19 protein-coding genes are annotated in these 21896 nt (G+C 46.2%); 14 read left to right on the forward strand and 5 right to left on the reverse strand.

Features of this window, described 5'->3' with window-relative positions; translation table 11 throughout:
* Window positions 1–2: 2 nt before the first annotated feature.
* Both nrdA and ubiG read right to left on the reverse strand, forming a co-directional pair.
* On the reverse strand, window positions 3–2288 hold the full coding sequence (nrdA, locus tag B2Q61_RS09215) for a class 1a ribonucleoside-diphosphate reductase subunit alpha (protein ID WP_290615489.1): 2286 nt from the start codon (window positions 2286–2288) through the stop codon (window positions 3–5).
* A gap of 361 nt (window positions 2289–2649) precedes the next feature.
* A complete protein-coding gene (gene ubiG, locus B2Q61_RS09220; protein WP_290615490.1) occupies window positions 2650–3369 on the reverse strand; it encodes a bifunctional 2-polyprenyl-6-hydroxyphenol methylase/3-demethylubiquinol 3-O-methyltransferase UbiG in 720 nt (239 codons plus the stop codon).
* Window positions 3370–3556: 187 nt separating this feature from the next.
* Here ubiG and gyrA point away from each other — a divergent pair, with 187 nt between their 5' ends.
* From gyrA to B2Q61_RS09270, 10 genes are all read left to right on the forward strand, one after another.
* The gene (gene gyrA, locus B2Q61_RS09225; protein ID WP_290615491.1) at window positions 3557–6244 is read left to right on the forward strand and encodes a DNA topoisomerase (ATP-hydrolyzing) subunit A; all 2688 of its coding nucleotides are present in this window, start codon (window positions 3557–3559) and stop codon (window positions 6242–6244) included.
* Window positions 6245–6329: 85 nt separating this feature from the next.
* Entirely contained in the window at window positions 6330–7427 is a 1098-nt protein-coding gene (serC, locus tag B2Q61_RS09230) for a 3-phosphoserine/phosphohydroxythreonine transaminase (RefSeq protein ID WP_290615492.1), read from the forward strand.
* Entirely contained in the window at window positions 7424–8704 is a 1281-nt protein-coding gene (gene aroA, locus B2Q61_RS09235; protein WP_290615493.1) for a 3-phosphoshikimate 1-carboxyvinyltransferase, read from the forward strand. The genes serC and aroA overlap by 4 nt, the downstream gene beginning before the upstream one ends.
* Window positions 8705–8854: 150 nt before the next feature.
* A complete protein-coding gene (gene cmk, locus B2Q61_RS09240; protein WP_290615494.1) occupies window positions 8855–9547 on the forward strand; it encodes a (d)CMP kinase in 693 nt (230 codons plus the stop codon).
* A 108-nt stretch (window positions 9548–9655) separates the two neighbouring features.
* Entirely contained in the window at window positions 9656–11335 is a 1680-nt protein-coding gene (rpsA, locus tag B2Q61_RS09245; RefSeq protein WP_290616024.1) for a 30S ribosomal protein S1, read from the forward strand.
* Window positions 11336–11397: 62 nt separating this feature from the next.
* A complete protein-coding gene (ihfB, locus tag B2Q61_RS09250) occupies window positions 11398–11682 on the forward strand; it encodes an integration host factor subunit beta (protein WP_290615495.1) in 285 nt (94 codons plus the stop codon).
* Window positions 11683–11719: 37 nt separating this feature from the next.
* Window positions 11720–11962, forward strand: coding sequence for a DUF1049 domain-containing protein (locus tag B2Q61_RS09255; RefSeq protein ID WP_290615496.1), 243 nt, complete (start codon window positions 11720–11722; stop codon window positions 11960–11962).
* A 58-nt stretch (window positions 11963–12020) separates the two neighbouring features.
* Window positions 12021–13097 (forward strand): N-acetylglucosaminyl transferase, encoded by a 1077-nt coding sequence (locus B2Q61_RS09260; protein WP_290615497.1) that lies wholly within the window; start codon window positions 12021–12023, stop codon window positions 13095–13097.
* A 25-nt stretch (window positions 13098–13122) separates the two neighbouring features.
* A complete protein-coding gene (gene pyrF / locus B2Q61_RS09265) occupies window positions 13123–13833 on the forward strand; it encodes an orotidine-5'-phosphate decarboxylase (protein ID WP_290615498.1) in 711 nt (236 codons plus the stop codon).
* Between the two features lie 25 nt (window positions 13834–13858).
* Window positions 13859–15583, forward strand: a complete 1725-nt coding sequence (locus B2Q61_RS09270) for a potassium/proton antiporter (RefSeq protein WP_290615499.1) — start codon at window positions 13859–13861, stop codon at window positions 15581–15583.
* A 17-nt stretch (window positions 15584–15600) separates the two neighbouring features.
* Here B2Q61_RS09270 and B2Q61_RS09275 read toward each other — a convergent pair whose 3' ends face one another.
* Window positions 15601–16287 carry a CIA30 family protein gene (locus B2Q61_RS09275; RefSeq protein WP_290615500.1) on the reverse strand — a complete coding sequence of 229 codons (687 nt, stop codon included), beginning with the start codon at window positions 16285–16287 and terminating at the stop codon, window positions 15601–15603.
* A 132-nt stretch (window positions 16288–16419) separates the two neighbouring features.
* Here B2Q61_RS09275 and B2Q61_RS09280 point away from each other — a divergent pair, with 132 nt between their 5' ends.
* The 3 genes from B2Q61_RS09280 (at window position 16420) to B2Q61_RS09290 (ending at window position 18641) form a co-directional block, all read left to right on the forward strand.
* Entirely contained in the window at window positions 16420–17151 is a 732-nt protein-coding gene (locus B2Q61_RS09280) for an outer membrane beta-barrel protein (RefSeq protein WP_290615501.1), read from the forward strand.
* An 86-nt stretch (window positions 17152–17237) separates the two neighbouring features.
* Window positions 17238–17969 carry an SGNH/GDSL hydrolase family protein gene (locus tag B2Q61_RS09285; protein ID WP_290615502.1) on the forward strand — a complete coding sequence of 244 codons (732 nt, stop codon included), beginning with the start codon at window positions 17238–17240 and terminating at the stop codon, window positions 17967–17969.
* A gap of 39 nt (window positions 17970–18008) precedes the next feature.
* Window positions 18009–18641: a DUF938 domain-containing protein gene (locus tag B2Q61_RS09290; protein ID WP_290615503.1), complete on the forward strand. Its 633-nt coding sequence runs from the start codon at window positions 18009–18011 to the stop codon at window positions 18639–18641.
* On the opposite strand, the gene kynU is transcribed toward B2Q61_RS09290, so the two are convergent.
* Window positions 18638–19936, reverse strand: coding sequence for a kynureninase (gene kynU, locus B2Q61_RS09295; RefSeq protein ID WP_290615504.1), 1299 nt, complete (start codon window positions 19934–19936; stop codon window positions 18638–18640). The genes B2Q61_RS09290 and kynU overlap by 4 nt on opposite strands.
* Window positions 19933–20847: an alpha/beta hydrolase family protein gene (locus B2Q61_RS09300; RefSeq protein ID WP_290615505.1), complete on the reverse strand. Its 915-nt coding sequence runs from the start codon at window positions 20845–20847 to the stop codon at window positions 19933–19935. The genes kynU and B2Q61_RS09300 overlap by 4 nt, the downstream gene beginning before the upstream one ends.
* Before the next feature lie 201 nt (window positions 20848–21048).
* Between B2Q61_RS09300 and yghU the strand changes: the two genes are divergently transcribed.
* Window positions 21049–21894, forward strand: coding sequence for a glutathione-dependent disulfide-bond oxidoreductase (gene yghU / locus B2Q61_RS09305; protein ID WP_290615506.1), 846 nt, complete (start codon window positions 21049–21051; stop codon window positions 21892–21894).
* The last annotated feature ends 2 nt before the right edge of the window (window positions 21895–21896 follow it).

Consider the following 21896-nt stretch of genomic DNA (forward strand, 5'->3'; position numbering starts at 1 on the left):
TGTTAAATTTTACAGGCACCGCCTGCACAGCCGTCGTCTTCCGGCTCAGGTTTAATATCTTCCTGCATATCTGCTGCACCATCCCGGGTGTTATGGTAGTACATGGTTTTTACACCAAGCTTGTACGCTGTTAGCAGATCTTTTAGCAATAATTTCATGGGTACCCGACCACCGTCATATTTATTCGGATCATAATTGGTATTAGCCGAAATGGTTTGGTCGACAAACTTCTGCATAATGGCAACCAGGCTCAGATAGCCATCATTGGACGGAATATCCCATAGCAACTCATACTGGTTTTTCAACCGCTCATATTCTGGGACTACCTGTTTCAAAATACCATCTTTGCTGGCTTTAATACTGATATGACCACGTGGTGGCTCAATACCGTTGGTCGCATTAGAAATTTGCGATGACGTTTCTGATGGCATTAATGCCGACAAGGTAGAGTTTCGCAGACCAAACTGCAAAATATCTTTACGCAACTGCTCCCAGTTAAGTTGCAACGGTTCCGCACAAACTTTATCAAGATCCTTTTTATAGCTGTCGATGGGTAAAATACCTTCAGCATAGGTTGTTTCATTAAATTTAGGGCAGGGGCCTTGCTCTTGCGCCAGCTTATTTGAGGCTTTTAGCAAGTAGTACTGGATAGCCTCAAAGGTACGGTGAGTTAAGCCGTTGGCTGAGCCATCGGAATACTTCACGCCATTTTTAGCCAGGTAATACGCATAGTTAATAACACCTACCCCCAGGGTACGGCGGCTGATTGACGCGTGGTAAGCCGCTGGAATCGGGTAGTCCTGATAATCCAGTAAGCTATCCAGTGAGCGAACCGCTAATTCAGCTAATTCCTCAAGTTCAGAAAGCTCGGTTATGGTACCCAGGTTAAAAGCTGATAAGGTGCACAAGGCAATTTCGCCATTTGGATCATTAACGTGTTCCAGCGGCTTGGTGGGTAATGCAATTTCCAGACACAAGTTGCTCTGGCGTACCGGTGCCAGTTTCGGGTTAAAGGGGCTGTGGGTATTGCAGTGATCAACGTTTTGCAGGTAAATACGACCCGTGCTGGCCCGCTCTTGCATAAACAATGTAAATAATTCTAACGCCTTGATCCGCTTTTTGCGAATACTGCTATCGGCTTCATATTGCACGTATAACTTATCAAATTGCTCCTGATCCTGGAAAAATGCATCGTACAGACCAGGAACATCAGAAGGGCTGAATAACGTAATGTAATCATCTTTGATTAACCGGGTATACATCAAACGGTTAAACTGCACGCCATAATCGAGATGACGAACCCGGTTTTCTTCCACACCGCGGTTATTTTTCAAAACCAGTAGCGACTCAACTTCTAAATGCCATAGCGGGAAAAACAGCGTTGCCGCACCACCACGAACGCCACCTTGCGAACAGCTTTTAACCGCAGTTTGAAAATGCTTGTAAAACGGGATACAGCCGGTATGAAACGCTTCGCCGTTGCGAATCGGGCTGCCCAGGGCGCGAATACGCCCGGCATTAATGCCGATACCGGCACGTTGCGATACATACTTAACAATGGCACTGGATGTGGCATTAATAGAGTCAAGACTGTCGCCGCACTCAATCAACACACAGGAACTGAATTGGCGGGTTGGCGTTCGTACCCCAGACATAATCGGAGTAGGTAATGACAGTTTAAACATTGACGTGGCATCGTAAAACCGACGGACAAAGTCTAAGCGGGTGCTCTTTGGATAGTTCGCAAACAAACAGGCCGCCACCAGAATATATAAAAACTGGGCACTTTCGTAAATTTCACCGCTTACCCGGTTTTGAACCAGATACTTACCTTCCAGTTGTTTGACTGCTGCATAACTAAAATTTAAATCACGGCTGTGATCGATAAAACTGTTAATCGTGTCCAGTTCTTCCCGGCTGTAATCAGCCAGAATATGCTGATCATAACGTTTTGCCTCTACCATTTTCACCAGCTGATCATACAGATGCGGTGGTTCAAACTGGCCGTAAGCTTTTTTGCGCAAGTGGAACACGGCTAGTCTGGCGGCAAGGTATTGATAATCCGGACTCTCTTTTGAAATCAGATCAGCTGCGGCTTTAATAATGGTTTCATGAATATCAGCAGATTTAATACCATCATAAAACTGAATATGAGATTTTAATTCAACCTGTGACACTGACACATTGTGCAGGCCTTCGGCAGCCCAGGTTATGACCCGGTGAATTTTATCTAAGTCGAGGGGTTCACGGCGTCCGTCACGTTTAGTGACAAAGAGTTTTTGCGTCATCGCTGAAGAGTTCCGTTTCAATAGTTATTATTAACTGGCAGCCCGTTTGCGCACGGCCCATTACACGCACCTTAATGCTGCCATTTTGCACAACATGTAGGTGTAAATTAAAAACTGATCACAAGATAGTGTGGATTAGGGGCTTTTGCAAGGGTAGCGTTTGTTGAAAAAAAAGCCGGTATTATTCTCTGTTAGTAGCTACTAACCTGATAACGCCTGCCGGGGAGAATGGCAAAATGAAGCAAGCTTTTTATTGGCTATAAATTTATTTGTTCTAAGCAGCTGCTTTTAAGCTTAACTGGCTATTTGGCAGACATCAGCCCCATCGCCGACGCCATTACCAAATGGCCAAATACGGCTATCAGATTTTATCATCTGGCTTGCGAGCAACTACAAAATAGTTCACATCGAGGCCCGGCCCGGTCTTAAAGCTATTATTGAGCGGGTTAAAGTGCAACCCAGTGGCATCTACAAGTTCCAGGCCCGCCTGCTCAATATCCCGCATTAATTGCGATGGCCGGATAAACTTACTAAAGTCGTGAGTTCCTTTAGGTACCAGGCGTAATACATACTCTGCACCCACAATAGCCATGGCATAGGCTTTTACCGTTTTATTAATAGTAGAAAAAAACAGTAAGCCACCGGGTTTGGCTAAATCTGCGCAGGCCTGCACTACTGAAGCAGGTGCCGGAACATGTTCCAGCATTTCCATACAGGTTACGATATCAAATGCAGCCGGCTGGCTTGCGGCAAACTGCTCTGCCGTACTTTGCTGATAATTGACCTCGACCACGGCTTCCAGTGCGTGCAGTCTGGCCACAGTCAGTGCATCTTCAGCCATATCAATACCGGTAACCTTTGCGCCAGTGCGCGCCAGACTCTCTGCAAGAATACCTCCGCCACAACCTACATCGACGATGGATTTGCCAAAAACACCCCCGGCCATATCGCTGATATAGCCAAGCCGGGTGGGGTTTAACAGGTGAAGCGGTTTAAATTCTCCTTCCTGATCCCACCAGCGCGCAGCTATATCGTTAAATTTTGCAATTTCAGCTGGATCAACATTTGTATTTTGTGTCATGGTTCAGGCCTTAAAATTTTTTGCCATTATAAAGCCTTGATCTGTTTCAGCAAATAGCTGACGGCTTTTGGCAAGCATAACAGGCATGGCAACTGCCATTTTATGTGGTAGAATCCTGCGTTGTCTCGCGCTTTATAACATCGAAAAAAGCGAGTTATCTATCTGATTTAAGGGAAATTAGCGTTATATGACAGATCTGGCCAAAGAAATAGTTCCGATTAATATCGAAGAGGAATTAAAAAACTCCTACCTCGATTACGCCATGAGCGTAATTGTTGGCCGGGCTTTACCTGACGTTAGAGACGGTTTAAAGCCTGTTCACCGTCGTGTCCTGTTTGCCATGAAGGAATTAGGCAACGACTGGAATAAAGCCTATAAAAAATCTGCCCGGGTAGTGGGCGATGTTATCGGTAAATATCACCCGCATGGTGACAGTGCCGTTTACGACACCATAGTCCGGATGGCTCAGCCGTTTTCATTGCGTTATATGCTGGTCGATGGACAGGGTAACTTTGGTTCGATTGACGGTGACTCTGCCGCTGCAATGCGTTACACCGAAGTCCGAATGGCCAGAATTGCGCATGAATTGCTGGCAGATCTGGATAAAGAAACGGTCGATTTCGTGCCTAACTATGACGGCACAGAGCAAATCCCGGCCGTATTGCCTACTAAGATCCCTAACTTATTAATCAACGGCTCATCCGGTATTGCCGTAGGTATGGCGACCAACATTCCACCGCACAACCTTAATGAAGTGATTGATGGTTGTCTGGCATTAATTGCTAACCCCGATATTGAGCTGCACGAATTAATGCAGTTTATCCCGGGTCCGGATTTTCCCACTGCGGCCATTATAAACGGCCGTAAAGGTATAGAAGAAGCCTACCGAACTGGTCGTGGCAAGGTATATATTCGCAGTAAAACCTGTATTGAAACCGACGAAAAAACCGGTCGCGAGACGATTATCGTCAACGAATTACCGTATCAGGTTAACAAAGCCCGTTTGATTGAAAAAATTGCGGAGCTGGTTAAAGAAAAACGAATTGAAGGTATTTCTGCACTGCGCGACGAGTCTGACAAGGACGGTATGCGCATTGTCATAGAGCTGAAACGCGGCGAATCATCTGACGTAATGCTCAATCAGTTATACTCTAATACGCAAATGCAAACCGTATTCGGCATTAACATGGTAGCACTGGACGATGGCCAGCCCAAGCTACTTAGCCTAAAACAAATGCTGGAATGCTTTGTGTTACACCGCCGTGAAGTGGTTACCCGCCGCACTGTGTACGACTTGCGCAAAGCACGTGACCGCGCCCACATTTTGGAAGGCCTGGCGATTGCCCTGGCAAATATTGACGAAATCATTGAGCTGATTAAAACCTCAGCCAGCCCGGCAGAAGCCAAAGCAGGCTTGGTTGAGCGCGGTTGGCAACTTGGCGATGTCAGCGCCATGCTTGAAAGGGCAGGTAAAGATGCCGCCCGGCCTGAATGGCTGGAAGAGCATTTCGGCATCCGCGATAGTTTGTATTTCCTGACCGAACAACAAGCTCAGGCCATTCTGGACTTACGCTTACATAAGCTAACGGGCTTAGAGCATGAGAAGATCCTGGATGAATACAAACAACTGTTAGAGCTTATTGCTGAATTGCTGCATATTCTGGCTAGTCCGGAACGCTTAATGGAAGTAATTTGTGAAGAATTAGAAGCGGCCAAAGCCCAATACGGTGATGCGCGGCGCACCGATATCCAGGACAATATGCTGGATATCAATATGGAAGACTTAATTACCGAAGAAGATGTGGTGGTCACCCTGTCACACCTTGGTTATGCCAAGTATCAACCTTTGTCTGATTACGAAGCGCAGCGCCGCGGTGGTAAGGGTAAAGCTGCCACCACAGTCAAAGACGAAGACTTTGTCGATAAGCTATTAGTTGCCAGCACCCACGACACCATTTTATGTTTCTCAAACCGCGGGCGCCTTTATTGGATGAAGGTATATCAGTTGCCGTTGGCCAGCCGGACAGCCCGAGGAAAGCCAATTGTTAACCTGTTGCCTTTGGAGCAGGGCGAACGGATCAACGCGATTTTACCGGTTCGGGAATATGAAGAAGGTAAATACGTATTTATGGCAACCGCCAACGGTACCGTTAAGAAAACGGCGCTTACCGATTATTCACGGCCACGCTCTAACGGTATTATTGCGGTTAATCTGAACGAAGGCGATCACCTGATTGGCGTAGACATTACCGATGGTAGCAATGAAATTATGCTGTTCTCGGATGATGGTAAGGTGGTGCGCTTTACGGAAGATCAAGTTCGGGGCATGGGCCGCACGGCTACCGGTGTACGCGGTATTCGTCTGCGGGAAGGTGGTTCAGTTGTCTCATTAATCATTCCAAAAGGGGATGGCGCCGTATTAACAGTCACCGAAAATGGTTATGGCAAACGGACATCGTTAACCGAATATCCGGCGAAGAGTCGGGCTACTCAGGGTGTGGTTTCTATCAAGGTCTCTGAGCGTAATGGTCTGGTAGTCGGTGCAGTACAGGTAAGTGAAACGGACGAAATCATGATGATTTCAAACCGTGGTACCCTGGTACGTACCCGGGTAAAAGAAGTATCTGAAGTTGGCCGTAACACCCAGGGCGTAATTCTGATCCGCACCCAGGAGCAGGAGAAAGTGGTTGGCGTAGCGAAAGTCGACGAAATTCAAGAACAGGATTTACCCCAAGATAGTGAAGATGGCACAGGGTTAATCACGGCCGCTGCTGAAAATGCAGACTCTGCGGACACGGCAAACAGCGCTGATGTGGCAGGCCCGGATTTACAGGACAGTCAGTTAGCACAAGATAACGATCCTGAGCAGTCATAATTCATCCGAAAACGGGCGCAGTAGCGCTCGTTTTTTTTAGCTGATTTTAAATCTTTGTCGAGAATAGAATAGAGAGCAGTAACACATGACTACCTTTAATTTTTGTGCCGGTCCGGCCATGTTACCCACGGCTGTGATGCAGCAAGCACAGCAGGAATTTATTAACTGGCAACAGCAGGGTTGCTCGGTAATGGAGGTAAGCCATCGAAGTAAAGCGTTTATTAAGGTGGCGGCTGAGGCTGAACAGGATTTACGTGATCTACTCTGTATTCCGGCTAATTATAAAGTGTTATTTATGCATGGGGGTGGCCGCGGCCAGTTCTCTGCGGTTCCGCTTAACCTGTTTAATGCCCAGGCGAATGCCGGTAACCGCAGTGCCGATTATATTATCTCTGGTGCCTGGTCAAAGGCCGCAGTAGAAGAAGGGCATAAATACGGTCAGCTGAATGTACAAGATGTGCGGGTTAAAACAGACGATAACCTGCGTACTATTATTGACCCGACACAATGGCAACTTGACAGTAAGGCTGCTTTCATCCATTGCTGCCCGAATGAAACTGTCGATGGCGTTGAATTTACCGGATTACCCAAAACGGACGTGCCTGTCGTCGCCGATTTATCCTCCACTATTCTGTCACGGCCTATCGATGTTAGCCGCTATGGCGTGATTTATGCTGGCGCTCAGAAAAATATCGGGCCGTCAGGTTTAACATTGGCTATTGTCAGGGACGATTTATTACCTGGCGCAAATGCTGCTGTGCCAGCTGTTCTCGACTATCGTTTAGCCGCAGATAACGACAGCATGTTTAATACTCCACCTACTTTTGCCTGGTATCTGGCAGGGTTGGTATTTAAATGGCTTAAACAGCAGGGCGGCGTTACTGAAATGGCAACGCGTAACCAAGCTAAGGCTAACTTATTATATGATTATATTGATAAAAGTGACTTCTATAGCAATGACGTCGCTAAAGCTTATCGCTCGTGGATGAATGTGCCTTTTTTCCTGGCTGATGAGCGCTTAAATGATATGTTTGTTGAACACGCTCAGTTGCATGGCTTGCTGGCATTAAAGGGACACCGGATGGTTGGTGGCATGCGGGCCAGTATCTACAACGCAATGCCACTTGAGGGTGTACAAACACTGGTCAGTTTTATGCAGGAATTTGAACGGGTGAACGGATGAAGACATTAACCATTGAGCCTATTGCAAAAATGGCCGGTGAAGTGCATCTACCGGGCTCGAAAAGTATATCGAACCGGGTTTTGCTGCTGTCAGCTCTGGCACAGGGCACGACCCACATTACTAACTTGCTGGACAGTGATGATGTACGGCATATGCTCAGTGCACTAACAGCACTTGGCGTTAATTACACCTTGTCTGATTGTCGGACCCAGTGCAAGGTACACGGGATTGGCGGTCTGTTTAGTCAATCGCAAGCACTAAGCCTGTTTCTTGGCAATGCGGGCACCGCAATGCGCCCATTGACTGCCGCACTTGCGGCATCCAATGTTGATGTGACCCTGACCGGTGAGCCAAGAATGTACGAGCGGCCAATAGGTCATCTGGTAGCGGCCCTTGAGCAATGGCAGGCTGACATTCGGTATCTGAACCAGCCAGGTTATCCACCGTTACAAATAAAAGGTAAAGCATTGCAAGGCGGTGCCATGCAAATTGATGGCAGTATTTCCAGCCAGTTTTTAACAGCAGTGCTGATGGTGGCACCTTTACTTAATGGCAACAGTAATATTGAAATACTAGGTGAACTGGTGTCGAAGCCGTACATCGATATTACTCTGGCGTTGATGCAACGTTTTGGGGTGCATGTTGAAAATGATAACTATCAACGTTTTAGCATCAAGGGGAACCAGCAATATTGCTCACCCGGCAACTGGCTGGTTGAAGGCGACGCATCTTCCGCCTCCTATTTTCTGGCAGCGGCTGCCATTCGGGGTGGCAGCATTAAAGTGACCGGGATTGGCAAAAATGCGGTACAGGGTGATATTCATTTTGCGGATGCGTTAGCGGCCATGGGCGCAGACGTTGAGTGGGCAGACGATTACATTAAAGTAACGCGTAACAAGTTAATGGGAATAGATCGTGATTTTAACGCCATTCCTGATGCGGCCATGACCATAGCCACCACGGCATTGTTTGCCACAGGGCCGACAGTTATCCGCAACGTTTATAACTGGCGGGTCAAAGAGACTGACCGTCTAACAGCAATGGCGACAGAGCTGCGTAAAGTGGGTGCGGAGGTAGAAGAGGGACATGACTATCTGAAGGTTACGCCGCCGCAGCATTTAACACACAGCAGTATTGCTACCTATAATGATCATCGAATGGCCATGTGCTTTTCTCTGGTGGCGTTAAGTGATACGGCCGTGACCATTGAAGATCCAGATTGTACAGCAAAAACCTTCCCGGGCTATTTTGCTCTGTTTAAGAGTCTGCAATGTTAGCAGCGACTTCGCCAAAACAGGTGCAGTGTTTCATACTGCGCTTTGCCGGACATCTTTATCGCAACTAAACACAGCTTTTGTCGCAAAAACCTGTATAATATGGCGGTTTTAAAATTTGAAATAGCAGATTAATGCGCTTTAGGAGGTAGGATGCCACAACATGCACCAGTAATTACCATCGACGGCCCGGGAGGCTCAGGTAAAGGCACATTAAGCCGTTTACTGGCTCAGAAGTTAGGTTGGCAATTACTCGACAGTGGCGCCATCTATCGGGTTCTGGCACTGGCGGCAATGCATCATCAAATTGCTGCGGATGACGAAGAAGCATTACAACCACTGGCTGCGCATCTGGATGTGCAGTTTGGTGCTGATGAACAGGGCAGTACCAGGGTAACGCTGGAAGGCGAAAATGTCTCACATACTATTCGTACCCAGGAAATTGCTGATGAAGCATCAAAAATTGCTTCGTTGCCGCGGGTGCGTGAAGCATTATTGCGCCGGCAACGCGCTTTTGCTGACGCACCAGGTTTGGTGGCGGATGGCCGTGATATGGGGACGGTAGTATTCCCGCAGGCAGAAGTTAAAATATTTTTAACCGCTGACCCTGCAGAACGCGCCAACCGTAGATATTTAGAGTTGAAACAAAAGGGTCTGGATGTTAACATCGACGCCCTTTTGAACGAGATCCAGGCGCGCGATGAGCGCGATATGAATCGGGCCACGGCTCCGTTAAAACCTGCTGCCGATGCATATATGCTGGATTCGACCAATAAAACTATTGAACAAGTGCTGGACGAAGTAATTAACTACATCAACAGTAATACGCTGTTGAACGTAAGCTAAAACACTGAAACCGCATTTTGGACAGCCAGTAACAAGGAATGTTGCCGGTAAACTTAGCAACCCCATAACGCATGATGCGAAGTGGAGCACTTAACTGAAAAAGTGACTATGACTGAAAATTTTGCACAATTATTTGAGGAAAGCCTCAAGACCATCGAAACCCGCCCAGGTGCCATTGTTAAAGGTACCGTTGTTGCTGTTCTGAAAGACGTTGTTATGGTTGACGCCGGTCTTAAATCAGAAGCTGCGATCCCTGTTGAGCAGTTTAAATCACTGAGCGGTGAAATCGAAGTTAGCGTTGGTGACATCATTGATGTAGCGTTAGATGCTATTGAAGATGGTTTCGGTGAGACCTTGTTATCTCGTGAAAAAGCTAAGCGCCATGAGGCCTGGGTTCGCCTGGAAAAAGCTTGCGAAGATAAAGAAACTGTTATCGGTGTTATCACTGGTAAAGTTAAAGGTGGTTTTACGGTTGAAGTCGACGGTATTCGTGCCTTCCTGCCAGGTTCATTAGTAGATGTCCGTCCGGTACGTGACACCTTGCACCTGGAAAACAAAGAACTTGAATTCAAAGTTATCAAGCTGGATCAAAAGCGCAACAACGTGGTGGTTTCACGTCGTGCCGTGATCGAGTCAGAAAGCAGCCAGGAACGTGATCAGCTATTAGAAACTTTAGAAGAAGGCATGGAAGTTAAAGGTATCGTTAAGAACCTGACTGACTACGGTGCATTCGTCGATTTAGGTGGCGTAGACGGCTTACTGCATATCACTGATATGGCATGGAAGCGCGTTAAGCACCCAAGCGAAATTGTTAACGTTGGTGACGAAATTCCAGTTAAAGTACTGAAATTTGATCGCGAGAAACAACGTGTATCATTAGGCTTGAAGCAAATGGGTGAAGACCCGTGGGCTGCTATTGCCTCACGTTACCCAGAAGGTGCCCGCATCACTGGTCGCGTAACCAACTTAACTGACTACGGCTGCTTCGTGGAAATCGAAGAAGGCGTTGAAGGTTTAGTTCACGTTTCAGAAATGGACTGGACTAACAAAAACATTCACCCATCTAAAGTGGTTAACTTAGGAGACACTGTTGAAGTAATGGTACTGGAAATAGACGAAGAACGTCGTCGTATTTCTTTAGGCCTGAAACAGTGTAAAGCTAACCCATGGGAAGAGTTTGCCAAGGGCTTTAACAAAAATGATCGCGTTAGCGGTAAGATCAAGTCAATCACTGACTTTGGTATCTTTATCGGCTTAGACGGCGGCATCGATGGCCTGGTTCACTTATCTGATATCAGCTGGAACGCTACTGGTGAAGAAGCGGTACGTGAGTTCAAGAAAGGTGACGAAGTACACGCAGTTGTGTTACAAGTTGACCCAGAGCGTGAGCGCATTTCTTTAGGTATCAAACAACTGGATGAAGATCCGTTCAATGGTTACCTTGCTGACAACAAAAAAGGTGCTATCGTTAAAGGTGAAGTAACTGCCGTTGACGCTAAAGGCGCTGCTGTTATGTTAGAAGGTGGTGTAGAAGGTTACATCCGGGTTTCTGATATCGCGCGCGAGCGGATTGAAGATGCCTCAACAGTACTTAAAGTAGGCGAAGAAGTTGAAGCTCGTTTAATGGGTGTTGATCGCAAGAATCGCGTAATCAGCCTGTCAATCAAAGCGAAATTCGAAGCTGAAGAAAAAGAAGCTATGGATACCGTTAATACCAAGCAGCAAGAAGCTGACTTCGGTGGTAATGCTATGGCCGAAGCATTTAAAGCTGCTCAGAAGCAGGATTAATTGCTAGCGAAGCAGGGGGCATCTGCCCCTTGCTTTACCATTTGGGTTTTGCAGGAGGGTCTATGACCAAGTCTGAATTGATTGAAAAATTAGCAACCGATTTCCCGCATATTCAAGTCAAGGATGTCGAAGCATCTGTTAAAGAAATTCTGGAACAGATGGCCCAGTCACTGTCAGCGAATGACCGTATCGAAATTCGCGGTTTTGGCAGCTTTTCCCTGCATTATCGTGCTCCCCGCACTGGTCGCAATCCTAAAACCGGTGATAAAGTAGAGTTAGACGGTAAATACGTCCCGCACTTTAAGCCAGGAAAAGAGTTACGCGACCGGGTAAAAGATAATACCTGATCCTTAATCGGGGCTATTGCAGTACACGGAGTGTCTTTTGAGCAGATTACTGTATCTGATACTTATTATTGCTTTTCTGGTGATAGGTTTCGTCTTTGGTGCTATTAACCAGCAAGTTACCGATGTACATTTTCTTATTATCAAACTACAACTACGAGTTGTAGATATTGCTATTATTTTTTTAGTTACCGGCGTGATTTTAGGCTTGATAATTGCGGCTTGGTTAAGTATGGCCCGACGCACCAAAAACTGGCTTAAATCTACTCCTGAGAAAACCTGACTTTATGTTGGAATTGCTATTTTTGTTACTTCCTGTTGCGGCAGCTTATGGCTGGTTTATGGGTAGAAATAGCGTTAAACATACTGAGCTAAAAGACCGCGCCAGCGTTACCCGAAATCTCTCCTCCGGCCTTAACTTTTTACTGACTGATCAGGAAGATAAGGCTATTGAGCAGTTATTAGAATTGCTTGATATTGAAGCGGCTACCATTGAAACCTATCTCGCGCTGGCAAACCTGTTTCGGCGCAAGGGAGATTGGGACAAGGCCATTCGAATTCATGAAAAGTTACATCAGTTAAAATTAGCAAAACCTCAAGCGCAGCAAATTCAGTACGAGTTGGCAAAAGATTATTTTTCTGCCGGACTATACGATCGTGCGGAAAGTCTGGCAACGCCATTAGTAAACAGTAGCCGTTGGCGAGAGCCCGCTTTAAAGCAATTATTTAGTATTTTTACCGCCAGCCATGATTGGCACAAGACGCGGATATTTGAAACCGAAGTTAATAATAGCGAATCTCGTTCTTTAAAAATCGCTATGGCTAATATGGTCATTGAAGCGATGCTCAACAAACCTGATGTGCCACGCTTACAGCAGCTTATACAAACTAACCCGCTTGCAATCCGACCTCGTTTTGCTCTGGCAAAGTTTTATTTAGATGCAGAGCAGGGCGATCTGGCAAAAGAACCCTTGTTAAGTATCATTAAACAAAAACCCCAATGGAGTGCTGAAATACTCCCGCTGCTACAGCAGTGCGAATTTTCGGGTGATCAGTGGTATCAGTTGCTTAGCCAGTTAGCCAATAAACAACACAATGTTACGGCGAGTGGCTTACTGGCTGATTGGCTGGCAGAACACGGTTCAGCCAAGGCTGCTGAACAGTTTTTACTGGACAAATTACAGCAGCAACCCAGTATCCGGTTATTTCAAAAACTGTTGCAGGTCCGTCAGCATCAATCAACTGCAGCAGCAGAAGCGTTGCTGTCAGTAGAAGAATTGGTTCAGGCATACCTGGCAAACAAAGTTTTATACAGTTGCCGCAATTGCGGTTTTAAGACCCGTCAGCAATACTGGCTATGTCCATCTTGTCAGCAATGGGAGACAGTAGAGCCGATTACCGGTATTGACGGCCGTTAATATTACCAGTGTAGAAGGAACACAGATGTCTTGTAACACGCCTGTCGTGGTAGCACTTGATTATGCCAACCAGACTGAAGCCCTTAATTTAGTGGCGAAACTCGATCCCACCTTGTGCCGCTTAAAAGTTGGCAAAGAAATGTTTACTCATTTTGGTCCGGCGTTTGTTACAGAATTGCAGCGTCGTCATTTTGACGTTTTTCTCGATCTGAAGTTTCATGATATTCCTAACACCGTGGCAAAAGCGGTCCAAGCAGCAGCTGATCTGGGCGTGTGGATGGTTAATGTTCATGCCAGTGGCGGCAGTAAAATGATGACTGCGGCGCGTGAGGCAATACAGCGCTACGGCATTAATAAGCCCAGACTTATTGCGGTGACGGTATTAACCAGTATGGAGCAAAGCGATTTAACTGAAATGGGCATTATGCTAAGTCCGGCACAACAGGTACAGAAGCTGGCAGCGTTGGCAGCAGCCAGTGGTTTAGATGGTGTCGTGTGCTCGGCGCAGGAAGCGGTTGCATTAAAACAGCAATTTGGCAAAAATTTTCAGTTAGTAACGCCTGGTATTCGTCCTGCCAGCAGTAATGCGGATGACCAGAAGCGCATAATGACACCGGCTGCAGCGGTTAAAGCCGGCGTTGATTTCCTGGTAATTGGCCGGCCAATAACTCAGGCCGCGTCGCCGCTGGTGGCATTACAAGCCGTAGTAAACGAAATTATTAACGCCAGAACGTAGTATTTAAAAAGAACAGGAGGTTTTTTTGGACACGATAAACCTCACCATTTTAATTGGCGGGTTATTATTTTTCGTCAGTATTATTGCCACGCTGATATCGGCGCGCCTTGGTGCGCCTATGCTATTAATATTTCTTATTGTGGGTATGTTAGCCGGTGAAGATGGCATTGTCGGCATCCAGTTTGATGACCCGCAAACGGCATTTCTGATAGGCTCGATCGCTCTGGTTATTATTTTGTTTGATGGTGGTATGCGCACCCATCCGGAGCGTTTCAGGGTCGCGTTAGCACCGGCATCAATGCTGGCTACCGTTGGTGTGGTCATTACCTGCGGGGTAGTGGGCTTATCAGCCGCCTATTTACTTAACCTTTCGGTGGTTGAAGGCCTGTTGTTAGGGGCAATATTAAGCTCTACCGATGCTGCGGCGGTGTTTTCAATATTTCAGTCACAGCGACTGAGAATAAAACAACGGGTAGCATCAACGTTGGAAATAGAGTCGGGCAGTAATGACCCAATGGCAGTAATGCTAACCCTAACTCTGGTAAGTGTGTTGGCCCAAGGCGCAAAGCTTGATTGGATCGTCTTATTGTCTTTTCTACAGCAAGCTGTAGTTGGCGGCGCCATGGGCTACGGAGCAGGGCGGGTATTTGTATTTTTATGCCGCAAGCTGCCATTAAGTTTCGCATTTTTTCCGTTACTTGCCGTCGCCAGTAGTATTTTTATCTACGCAATTACCAATAGTTTTGGTGGCAGCGGCTTTCTAGCTGTTTACCTGATGGGCTATCTGGTCGGCAACGCCAGATTGCCACAAATCATTCATATTCTCAGAATGCACGACGGCCTGGCCTGGATAAGCCAGATCAGCATGTTTTTGATGCTGGGGTTGTTAGTTGTACCAACAAATTTAAAAGAACATTTGGTAGATGCACTAATACTGGCGGGTATTCTGATTTTTATTGCCAGACCTTTGGCTGTATTAATAAGTTTAATTCCGTTTCGTTTTCCAATTAAAGATCAGGTTTTTATAAGTTGGGTTGGTTTACGCGGTGCAGTACCTATTATTCTTGCACTGTTTCCCTGGCTGGCTGGCGCGCCCAATGAGCATCTGTATTTCGATGTTGCCTTTGTGGTCGTCATTGTCTCATTAGTGCTGCAAGGCTGGACACTGGTGCCGGTGGCCCGTTGGTTGAAACTGGAGGTTCCTGGCGAACTTGAACCGGATCAAGCTATGCCGTTAGATGCAATTCCCAGTAAAGATGTGATGGAGGTTTTAGCTTTTGCTGTTGAAGATCAGTCACCTATTCGTGGAGTATGTTGGCAGGATCTGAAATTCAGTGTTGAGGTACAGTTTTTAGGAATAATTCGTGATGGCGAATGGCAGCTACCTGTAAAAGAACCTGTATTCAACAGCCGCGATACGGTGATGGTATTGGCCAAGCTGAAAGACGTAAGAAAAATTAGTGAAGTATTAGCAAGTGAAGCAGACACTTCAGGACTGACTAACAGCAACTTCTTTGGCGATTTTGTCTTAAATGGCGAAGTAAGTCTGGCAGATTTAGACGCTTTTTACACCATTAATATGGACGACCAGAACAAACAGCAAAGTCTGTCTTCTTATATAATAGAGCGATTTCACCGCCGGGTGGTTATTGGCGACCAGGTTAGGTTAGATCAACTCGTGCTTACTGTGCGGGAACTGGATGAAAATGGAATTATTACTCAGGTAGGTATTAAAGCGTTACAACCCTGATTTGTCACGCCTTTCAACTAGAGTAATGGCGCGGTTGATAAACTGATTGAGTACAACACGATACTAAAGGCACCAGTGGTTTTGTCAGCCAGCATTATACTAATGTGGCTTACGTCAGAGAAATTAAGTGCTGGCATGTTATTAACCGGGCGGCCACGATAGCGGCCACTAAAATCGCCAGCTTGAAAATAATAGCTTTCCTGTTCTATGGTGCTATTAAAATCAGCTACATAAGCTACTCCCTGCGCAATAAGTGGGGTTTTTAATCGTAACTGATATTGTCTGCCATCTGCGGCCAGATTTAATGTCATGCTGCGATAAGGTTCGACAGGTAATTTCTGTGCAAGCCTAAATTGTGCGGATGCAAAACCACCATTGTTTGCCAGTGACAACCTGCCAAAAAACCGCAGGCCAGCGGGTTCAGATACCGCTTTAACAAAGCCCGATGAGCGTCCGCCCATAACGGTATCGTGGACAAGCTCGACTGTATTAAAATGTTCAGGATTATAAAACTCCAGAGTAATAATGCCTTGAATTTTTTCACCACCAGGCTTAGTTGCTGCCCGGTTTGGCGGTTCTGACTCAGCATTCATTGAACCGACACCTGATAAGGCAAGAAAGGCATAACATAAATAAGCTCGCATAATTAATTCCGGTGTCTTAAACCGGTAATCGGTTGTTACGGTATAACTGAAGTTACGCATAGAATGTGGCTTTAGATTGTAAACTGACAAAACCAGAGCCATTGTTTGGGTTAAAAAACAGAAATAAGCAGTTTAATCGCACTTTCAAACCCTGGAACAAAATAGCCGCTAATGTATATTATGTTAAATTGAATGCATGGTAATAGTGATGAAAAAAAATGTTTACCACCTTGTCTCATGTATTCACATACTTATAGTAAAGCTGTTACTATCCTGTGCGAATTTTCCGTTAATCCATACAGAGGTTTTATGAAATTATTTAACGCTGGGTTGCTGTTCACTGCGGTTTGCTGCTCTGCATTTTCTGTTCAGGCTGCAGGCTCAGACATTAGCTGGAATTATGTCGCGGCAGGTTATGCCAAAACGACAATTAAAAATATTGGCAATAACAATGTTGAACTTGATGGCTATCAAGTTAGTGCCAGCTATTTATTGTCTGACAATTTATACCTGCACGCTGCCTATAATGATGTATCCGGTGATCTTGATTTAATGGATGATATTCTTGGCATGGAGTTGGAAGCATCTGAATTAAAAGCTGGCCTGGGCGTACGCCAAACTGTTGCTGATAATATAGATTCGTTTTTTGAAGCAGGTTATGTCCGCTCAGAAAGCGCGGTTGTTGGCTTTGAAAAAGATACTCTTAGTGGTTTTCAGGCTGCTACTGGTTTTCGTTATCGCATAGTACACAACCTGGAATTATCGGCAGCAGTGCGTTATAACGACGGTTCTGACTCCGAAAGTAGCACCGTTGCTGATATAAATGGACGTTACCGTGTCACGCCAATGCTAGATATTTACGTTGGCTACCAGTTTGATAGCGACGTATCCCTGTTCAGCACCGGACTTGCTATTAACTTCTGAATCAGTCGCTTCTGCTGATATAACGGGTAATAGTCTCGCCTAATCTGTAGTAACATGACCGCCTTTACCAGGCTGAATCTTAAGCTATGTCGATACGACTGTTTCTAGTTACGTTAGTCTGCTGGCCGTTGCTGTTATGGCAAGGTAAGCACGCACAACAACGTGCTTTGCGCTTACCTGAAGGTGCCGGACGGCGCAGTGGTATGCAAGGCAGTGGCGAACCGCTTCGGTTACTTATCTGTGGTGATTCTGCTGCCGCAGGTGTTGGTATTACGCAGCAACAACAGGCTTTCTCAGGCCAATTGGTTAAATTGCTGGCAAGGCGGTATCAGGTGAATTGGCAGCTTGCTGCCAAGTCTGGTCTCGATTGCTCGGGCTTAAACAAGTTATTGCATCAGCTGTATGCGCATAATAATGCGGTGTATCAGTTAGATTTGGTGGTGGTGTCGATTGGCGTTAATGACGTGATTGCACGTCATAGTAAGGTCGAATTCCAACAGCAGATCAGAGCCTTACTAAACAGACTGGCCACTGATTTTACAAATCCTTATGTGTTATTCAGCGCTATTCCACCGATGGAGCGCTTTATAGCGCTGCCCTCGCCCCTTAATTACTGGTTAGGATTGAAAGCCAACATGCTTAATCAAGCTTTGGTGGCAGAGTTAAAAAACTGGTCAAAAGCGCAGCTGGTAAACCATAATCTGGCATTAACGGCAGATATGCTTGCTGCTGATGGCTTTCATCCCTCTGAATCAGGTTGTAAAATCTGGGCGCAGCTCGTTTTTGATGCTATTGAACTTACTGTTAAATCAAAATAAGCTCACTGCCTGATATAGGTATCGTGTTAGAGTTCTGAAATGACCACTGAAGCAAATTATCCGGATTTGCCGTTTTCTCAAGCATGTGAAAACAACAAATCACCTATTTTAAATGTGCTACAAAAAGCCTTTACCCGCTGCAGCACTGTGCTGGAAATTGGCAGTGGTACCGGCCAGCATGCGGTTCACTTTGCCCGCAACTTGCCACATTTACGCTGGCAGGCCACTGATCAGCCGGTTTATCTGGCGGCCCTTGCTGAACGTATTCGCCGTGCCGCGTTACCAAATTTACCTGAACCGTTACAGTTAGATATTTGCACCGATTCTGCACCAGCAAAGGCTGCCAATGGACTATTCACGGCCAACACCCTACACATTATGCCATGGCCGGTGGTTGAACATTTCTTCAGCCGGTTAAACGAACTTACGTCTGATAATGCCACCTTGTGTATTTACGGTCCGTTTAATTATAACCGTCAATTTAGCAGCACCAGCAATAAGGCATTTGACCAGAGCTTGAAAAGCCGCGATCCGCTAATGGGTATCCGCGACATAGAAAATGTGCGGCAGCTGGCGCAGCAGCAGGGCTTTGTCTTGCAGCAGGATTGCGCTATGCCAGCCAATAATCGCTTACTATGCTTCGCTAAAAATTTTCAGGTAACAGAGGCTTAGGTTACTTTATGTTTTAACTTGTACTCTGCTTTTATATATTCCTTACTTCGCACGATATCTGCCAATACCTCAACCGAGGTCCACATATCAATAAAGCGCAGATAAAGTGGGGTAAAACCCAGCCGTAAAATATTGGGTGCCCGAAAATCTGCTATTACGCCCTGTTTTATCAATGCCTGGCACAATGCATAAGCATCCTCGTGCTGATAGGCCAGTTGGCTGCCCCGCTCCGCTTCGTTGGCGGGCGTTAGCAGCTGCAAGCTCTGCAGACACTCATGTTGCTGAACTAACTGGTGAAAACAGTTACTGAGCTGTAATGATTTCTGGCGTAGTAATGTCATGTCAACATCATTGAAAACATCCAGTGCTGCGTCTAGTGCGCTCATCGATATGATTGCCGGGGTGCCAGTGAGAAATTGCTCAATGCCCTGCGCTTTCTGGTAATGCTTATCAAAGGTAAATGGCGATTTATGGCCCATCCAACCAGTTAACGGTTGGAGCAGTTTGTGATGATGGCGCTGTGCTGCATAGATAAACGCTGGTGCGCCAGGGCCACCGTTGAAATATTTATAACCACAGCCAACAGCAAAATCTACGTTGCAGGCATCAAGCGCAATGGGTAGCGCTCCGGCACTGTGAGCTAAATCCCATATCACTATAATACCTTTGGCTTGTGCCAACGCGGTTAGCCTGTGCATATTTAAAAGCCGGCCGCTGCGAAAATCTACCTGGGTCAGCATCAGTACGGCAGTCATGGCAGCTAACTCAGGATCAGCTATCGCCTGCTCCAGAGCTAAGTCGTTGTCGCTATCATCAATCAATTTTAAGCTACAGTTTTGCTTACCCAGCAAACTGGCCAGGCCTTCGACCATATATAAGTCGGTTGGGAAATTACCCGCCTGCGACAATACGACTGTACGTTCAGCATTGTTCGCTTGTTGAAGCAGCATAGCGCTACTAAGTACTTTAAATAAATTGACTGACGTTGAGTCACAACAAATTACCTGACCGGCTGCAGCCCCGGTTAACTGTGCAATTTTTTCGCCTACTTTGGCAGGAAGATCGATCCAGCCATGGCTATTCCAGCTTTTAATGAGATCTTGCGACCACTGCTGTGATAAAACATGCTGAGATCTTTCAGCTGCCACTTTTGGCATAGCGCCCAGTGAATTACCATCGAGATAAACGGTGTTTTCAGGCAAAATAAATTCATCTCTCTTTTTTGCCAATGGGTCTTGCTGGTCAAGTTGCTGCAAATATTTTAGGTTAATCTGGGCCGGGCTTGGGTTCGTCACTGTGCAAATAACTCCTGCAACGTTGCAATAAATTTTTTATACGCCAGCGTTTGAGGATGGATCCAATCAAAATGCCCGGCGTCTGCTACCAGCTGGAACGGCATTCCGCTGCCACTGGCCTGAGCAAGCGGCACGATACTATCAGTTGTACCGTGCAATAACATGGTTTTGGGGTGCATTGCCTGCTGCTGTGGGTTTGCTTGCAGATAGTATTCGGGTTGTTGTTCAGCGCTGCCTTGTAGAAATTGGTGGGTGGCTTGTTGGCAACTATTATTACCAACACTATAACCAGGCATATCAGTAATCGCTGCCAGACCAACTACCCCTTTTATTGCAGGTAAACCAGACAATACTGGCTGATGATAACTTTTGCCTGCCGCTAATAACGCCAGCTGTCCGCCTGCAGAATGGCCCGCTAGTACAATATTATTGCTATCAATTGGATAGCCGGATAATAAAGAGGGAACACTACTTATCCCTGCTAGTACATCGGTAAAACTGCCTGGCCAACCGCCCCCACTATCGCCGGTACGGCGGTATTCCAAAGACCAAACTGCAAAGCCTTCTGCCGCAAGTGCCTGACTAAAGGCTCTGCTATGACTTATATCATAGGCATTTAACCAGCAGCCACCATGAATAAACACCACAAGGGGCGCCTTTACCGGCATTGTTGCTGTTTGCGGCAGATACAACTGCCCATACTGCAGTGGTTCAGTACCGTAGGTCAGCCTGATACTGCTGTCGGTATAAGATAATGCTGCCAGGCTGCTATAGCTGACATTATTGATTATGTGCAGGCTGGGCAATTCAGCTGAAGCGCTATTGCTTTGCTCGTCATCAGGCAGCTTCTGAGCGCAGCCGCTGAGCAGCAGAACCGCTCCGATTAATATTGTTATTAGTATTTTAATCATAACGTTAACGATAACACGGTCAGATAATTATTTACTAAGCAGTGTATTACCGTCGATGCGTTACTCATATTCAAATTTAATCTGACTTAGTACTAAATTCTCTGATCAGGTTGGGGCTTCGCCTTGTATTTGCGGCAGGCTAAGCCAATATCTTTAAAATACCTTTGTTTGCTGGCGTAACCATTTAATCAGGAGAGAATAATGAGTAATAACTATACCCCACCAAAAGTATGGCGTGCCGACCAAGAAAGTGGCGGCCAGTTTGCCAGTATTAATCGCGCTGTTTCTGGCGCCACTCATGACAAAAAGTTAGAGCAAGGCAAACATCCTTTGCAGTTGTATTCCATGGCAACCCCAAATGGAGTGAAAGTAACAATTTTATTGGAAGAATTACTGGAAGCGGGCGTTAGAGATGCAGAATATGACGCCTGGCTTATCAGCATTAAAGACGGCGACCAGTTTGGCAGTGGCTTTGTTGAGTTAAACCCTAACTCAAAAATTCCGGCACTGCTTGATAAGAGCACGGGAAGCCGAGTATTTGAATCAGGCTCAATATTGCTCTACCTTGCAGAGAAATTTAATACCTTTATCCCCAAGGAGCCTGCCCAACGTACTGAAACCCTAAACTGGCTGTTCTGGCAAATGGGCAGCGCACCGTTTTTAGGTGGCGGTTTTGGCCATTTTTATGCATATGCTCCTGAGAAGCTTGAGTATCCTATTAACCGTTACACCATGGAAACAAAACGCCAGCTGGATGTTTTAGAGAAACAATTGGCTGAACACGAATATATCGCAGGCGAAGAATACAGTATTGCCGATATGGCTATATGGCCGTGGTACGGAGCTCTGGTGTTAGGCGATCTTTATGATGCTGCAGCGTTTTTACAAGTACAAGACTACCCTAACCTGCAGCGCTGGGCAAAACAACTTAACAGTCGGCCAGCTGTGCAACGAGGCAGAATTGTCAATCGTAACTGGGGGAGCGGTTTGCAGTTACCCGAGCGCCACGGTAGTGCTGATTTTAGCGCGATAACCGCCGGTAGTTAATG

Source organism: Arsukibacterium sp. UBA5043, assembly GCA_002415085.1.
In the GTDB taxonomy this organism is placed as follows: domain Bacteria; phylum Pseudomonadota; class Gammaproteobacteria; order Enterobacterales; family Alteromonadaceae; genus Alishewanella.

Excerpts from the sequence above, each read along its gene's own strand:
- B2Q61_RS09260 (WP_290615497.1), top strand. The coding sequence starts at position 12,021 with ATGGGTAGAAATAGCGTTAAACATACTGAGCTAAAAGACCGCGCCAGC.
- nrdA (WP_290615489.1), bottom strand. The coding sequence starts at position 2,288 with ATGACGCAAAAACTCTTTGTCACTAAACGTGACGGACGCCGTGAACCC.
- serC (WP_290615492.1), top strand. The coding sequence starts at position 6,330 with ATGACTACCTTTAATTTTTGTGCCGGTCCGGCCATGTTACCCACGGCT.
- aroA (WP_290615493.1), top strand. The coding sequence starts at position 7,424 with ATGAAGACATTAACCATTGAGCCTATTGCAAAAATGGCCGGTGAAGTG.
- B2Q61_RS09275 (WP_290615500.1), bottom strand. The coding sequence starts at position 16,287 with ATGCGTAACTTCAGTTATACCGTAACAACCGATTACCGGTTTAAGACA.
- yghU (WP_290615506.1), top strand. The coding sequence starts at position 21,049 with ATGAGTAATAACTATACCCCACCAAAAGTATGGCGTGCCGACCAAGAA.
- B2Q61_RS09290 (WP_290615503.1), top strand. The coding sequence starts at position 18,009 with ATGACCACTGAAGCAAATTATCCGGATTTGCCGTTTTCTCAAGCATGT.
- rpsA (WP_290616024.1), top strand. The coding sequence starts at position 9,656 with ATGACTGAAAATTTTGCACAATTATTTGAGGAAAGCCTCAAGACCATC.
- B2Q61_RS09300 (WP_290615505.1), bottom strand. The coding sequence starts at position 20,847 with ATGATTAAAATACTAATAACAATATTAATCGGAGCGGTTCTGCTGCTC.
- pyrF (WP_290615498.1), top strand. The coding sequence starts at position 13,123 with ATGTCTTGTAACACGCCTGTCGTGGTAGCACTTGATTATGCCAACCAG.
- cmk (WP_290615494.1), top strand. The coding sequence starts at position 8,855 with ATGCCACAACATGCACCAGTAATTACCATCGACGGCCCGGGAGGCTCA.
- ihfB (WP_290615495.1), top strand. The coding sequence starts at position 11,398 with ATGACCAAGTCTGAATTGATTGAAAAATTAGCAACCGATTTCCCGCAT.
- B2Q61_RS09280 (WP_290615501.1), top strand. The coding sequence starts at position 16,420 with ATGCATGGTAATAGTGATGAAAAAAAATGTTTACCACCTTGTCTCATG.
- ubiG (WP_290615490.1), bottom strand. The coding sequence starts at position 3,369 with ATGACACAAAATACAAATGTTGATCCAGCTGAAATTGCAAAATTTAAC.
- B2Q61_RS09285 (WP_290615502.1), top strand. The coding sequence starts at position 17,238 with ATGTCGATACGACTGTTTCTAGTTACGTTAGTCTGCTGGCCGTTGCTG.
- gyrA (WP_290615491.1), top strand. The coding sequence starts at position 3,557 with ATGACAGATCTGGCCAAAGAAATAGTTCCGATTAATATCGAAGAGGAA.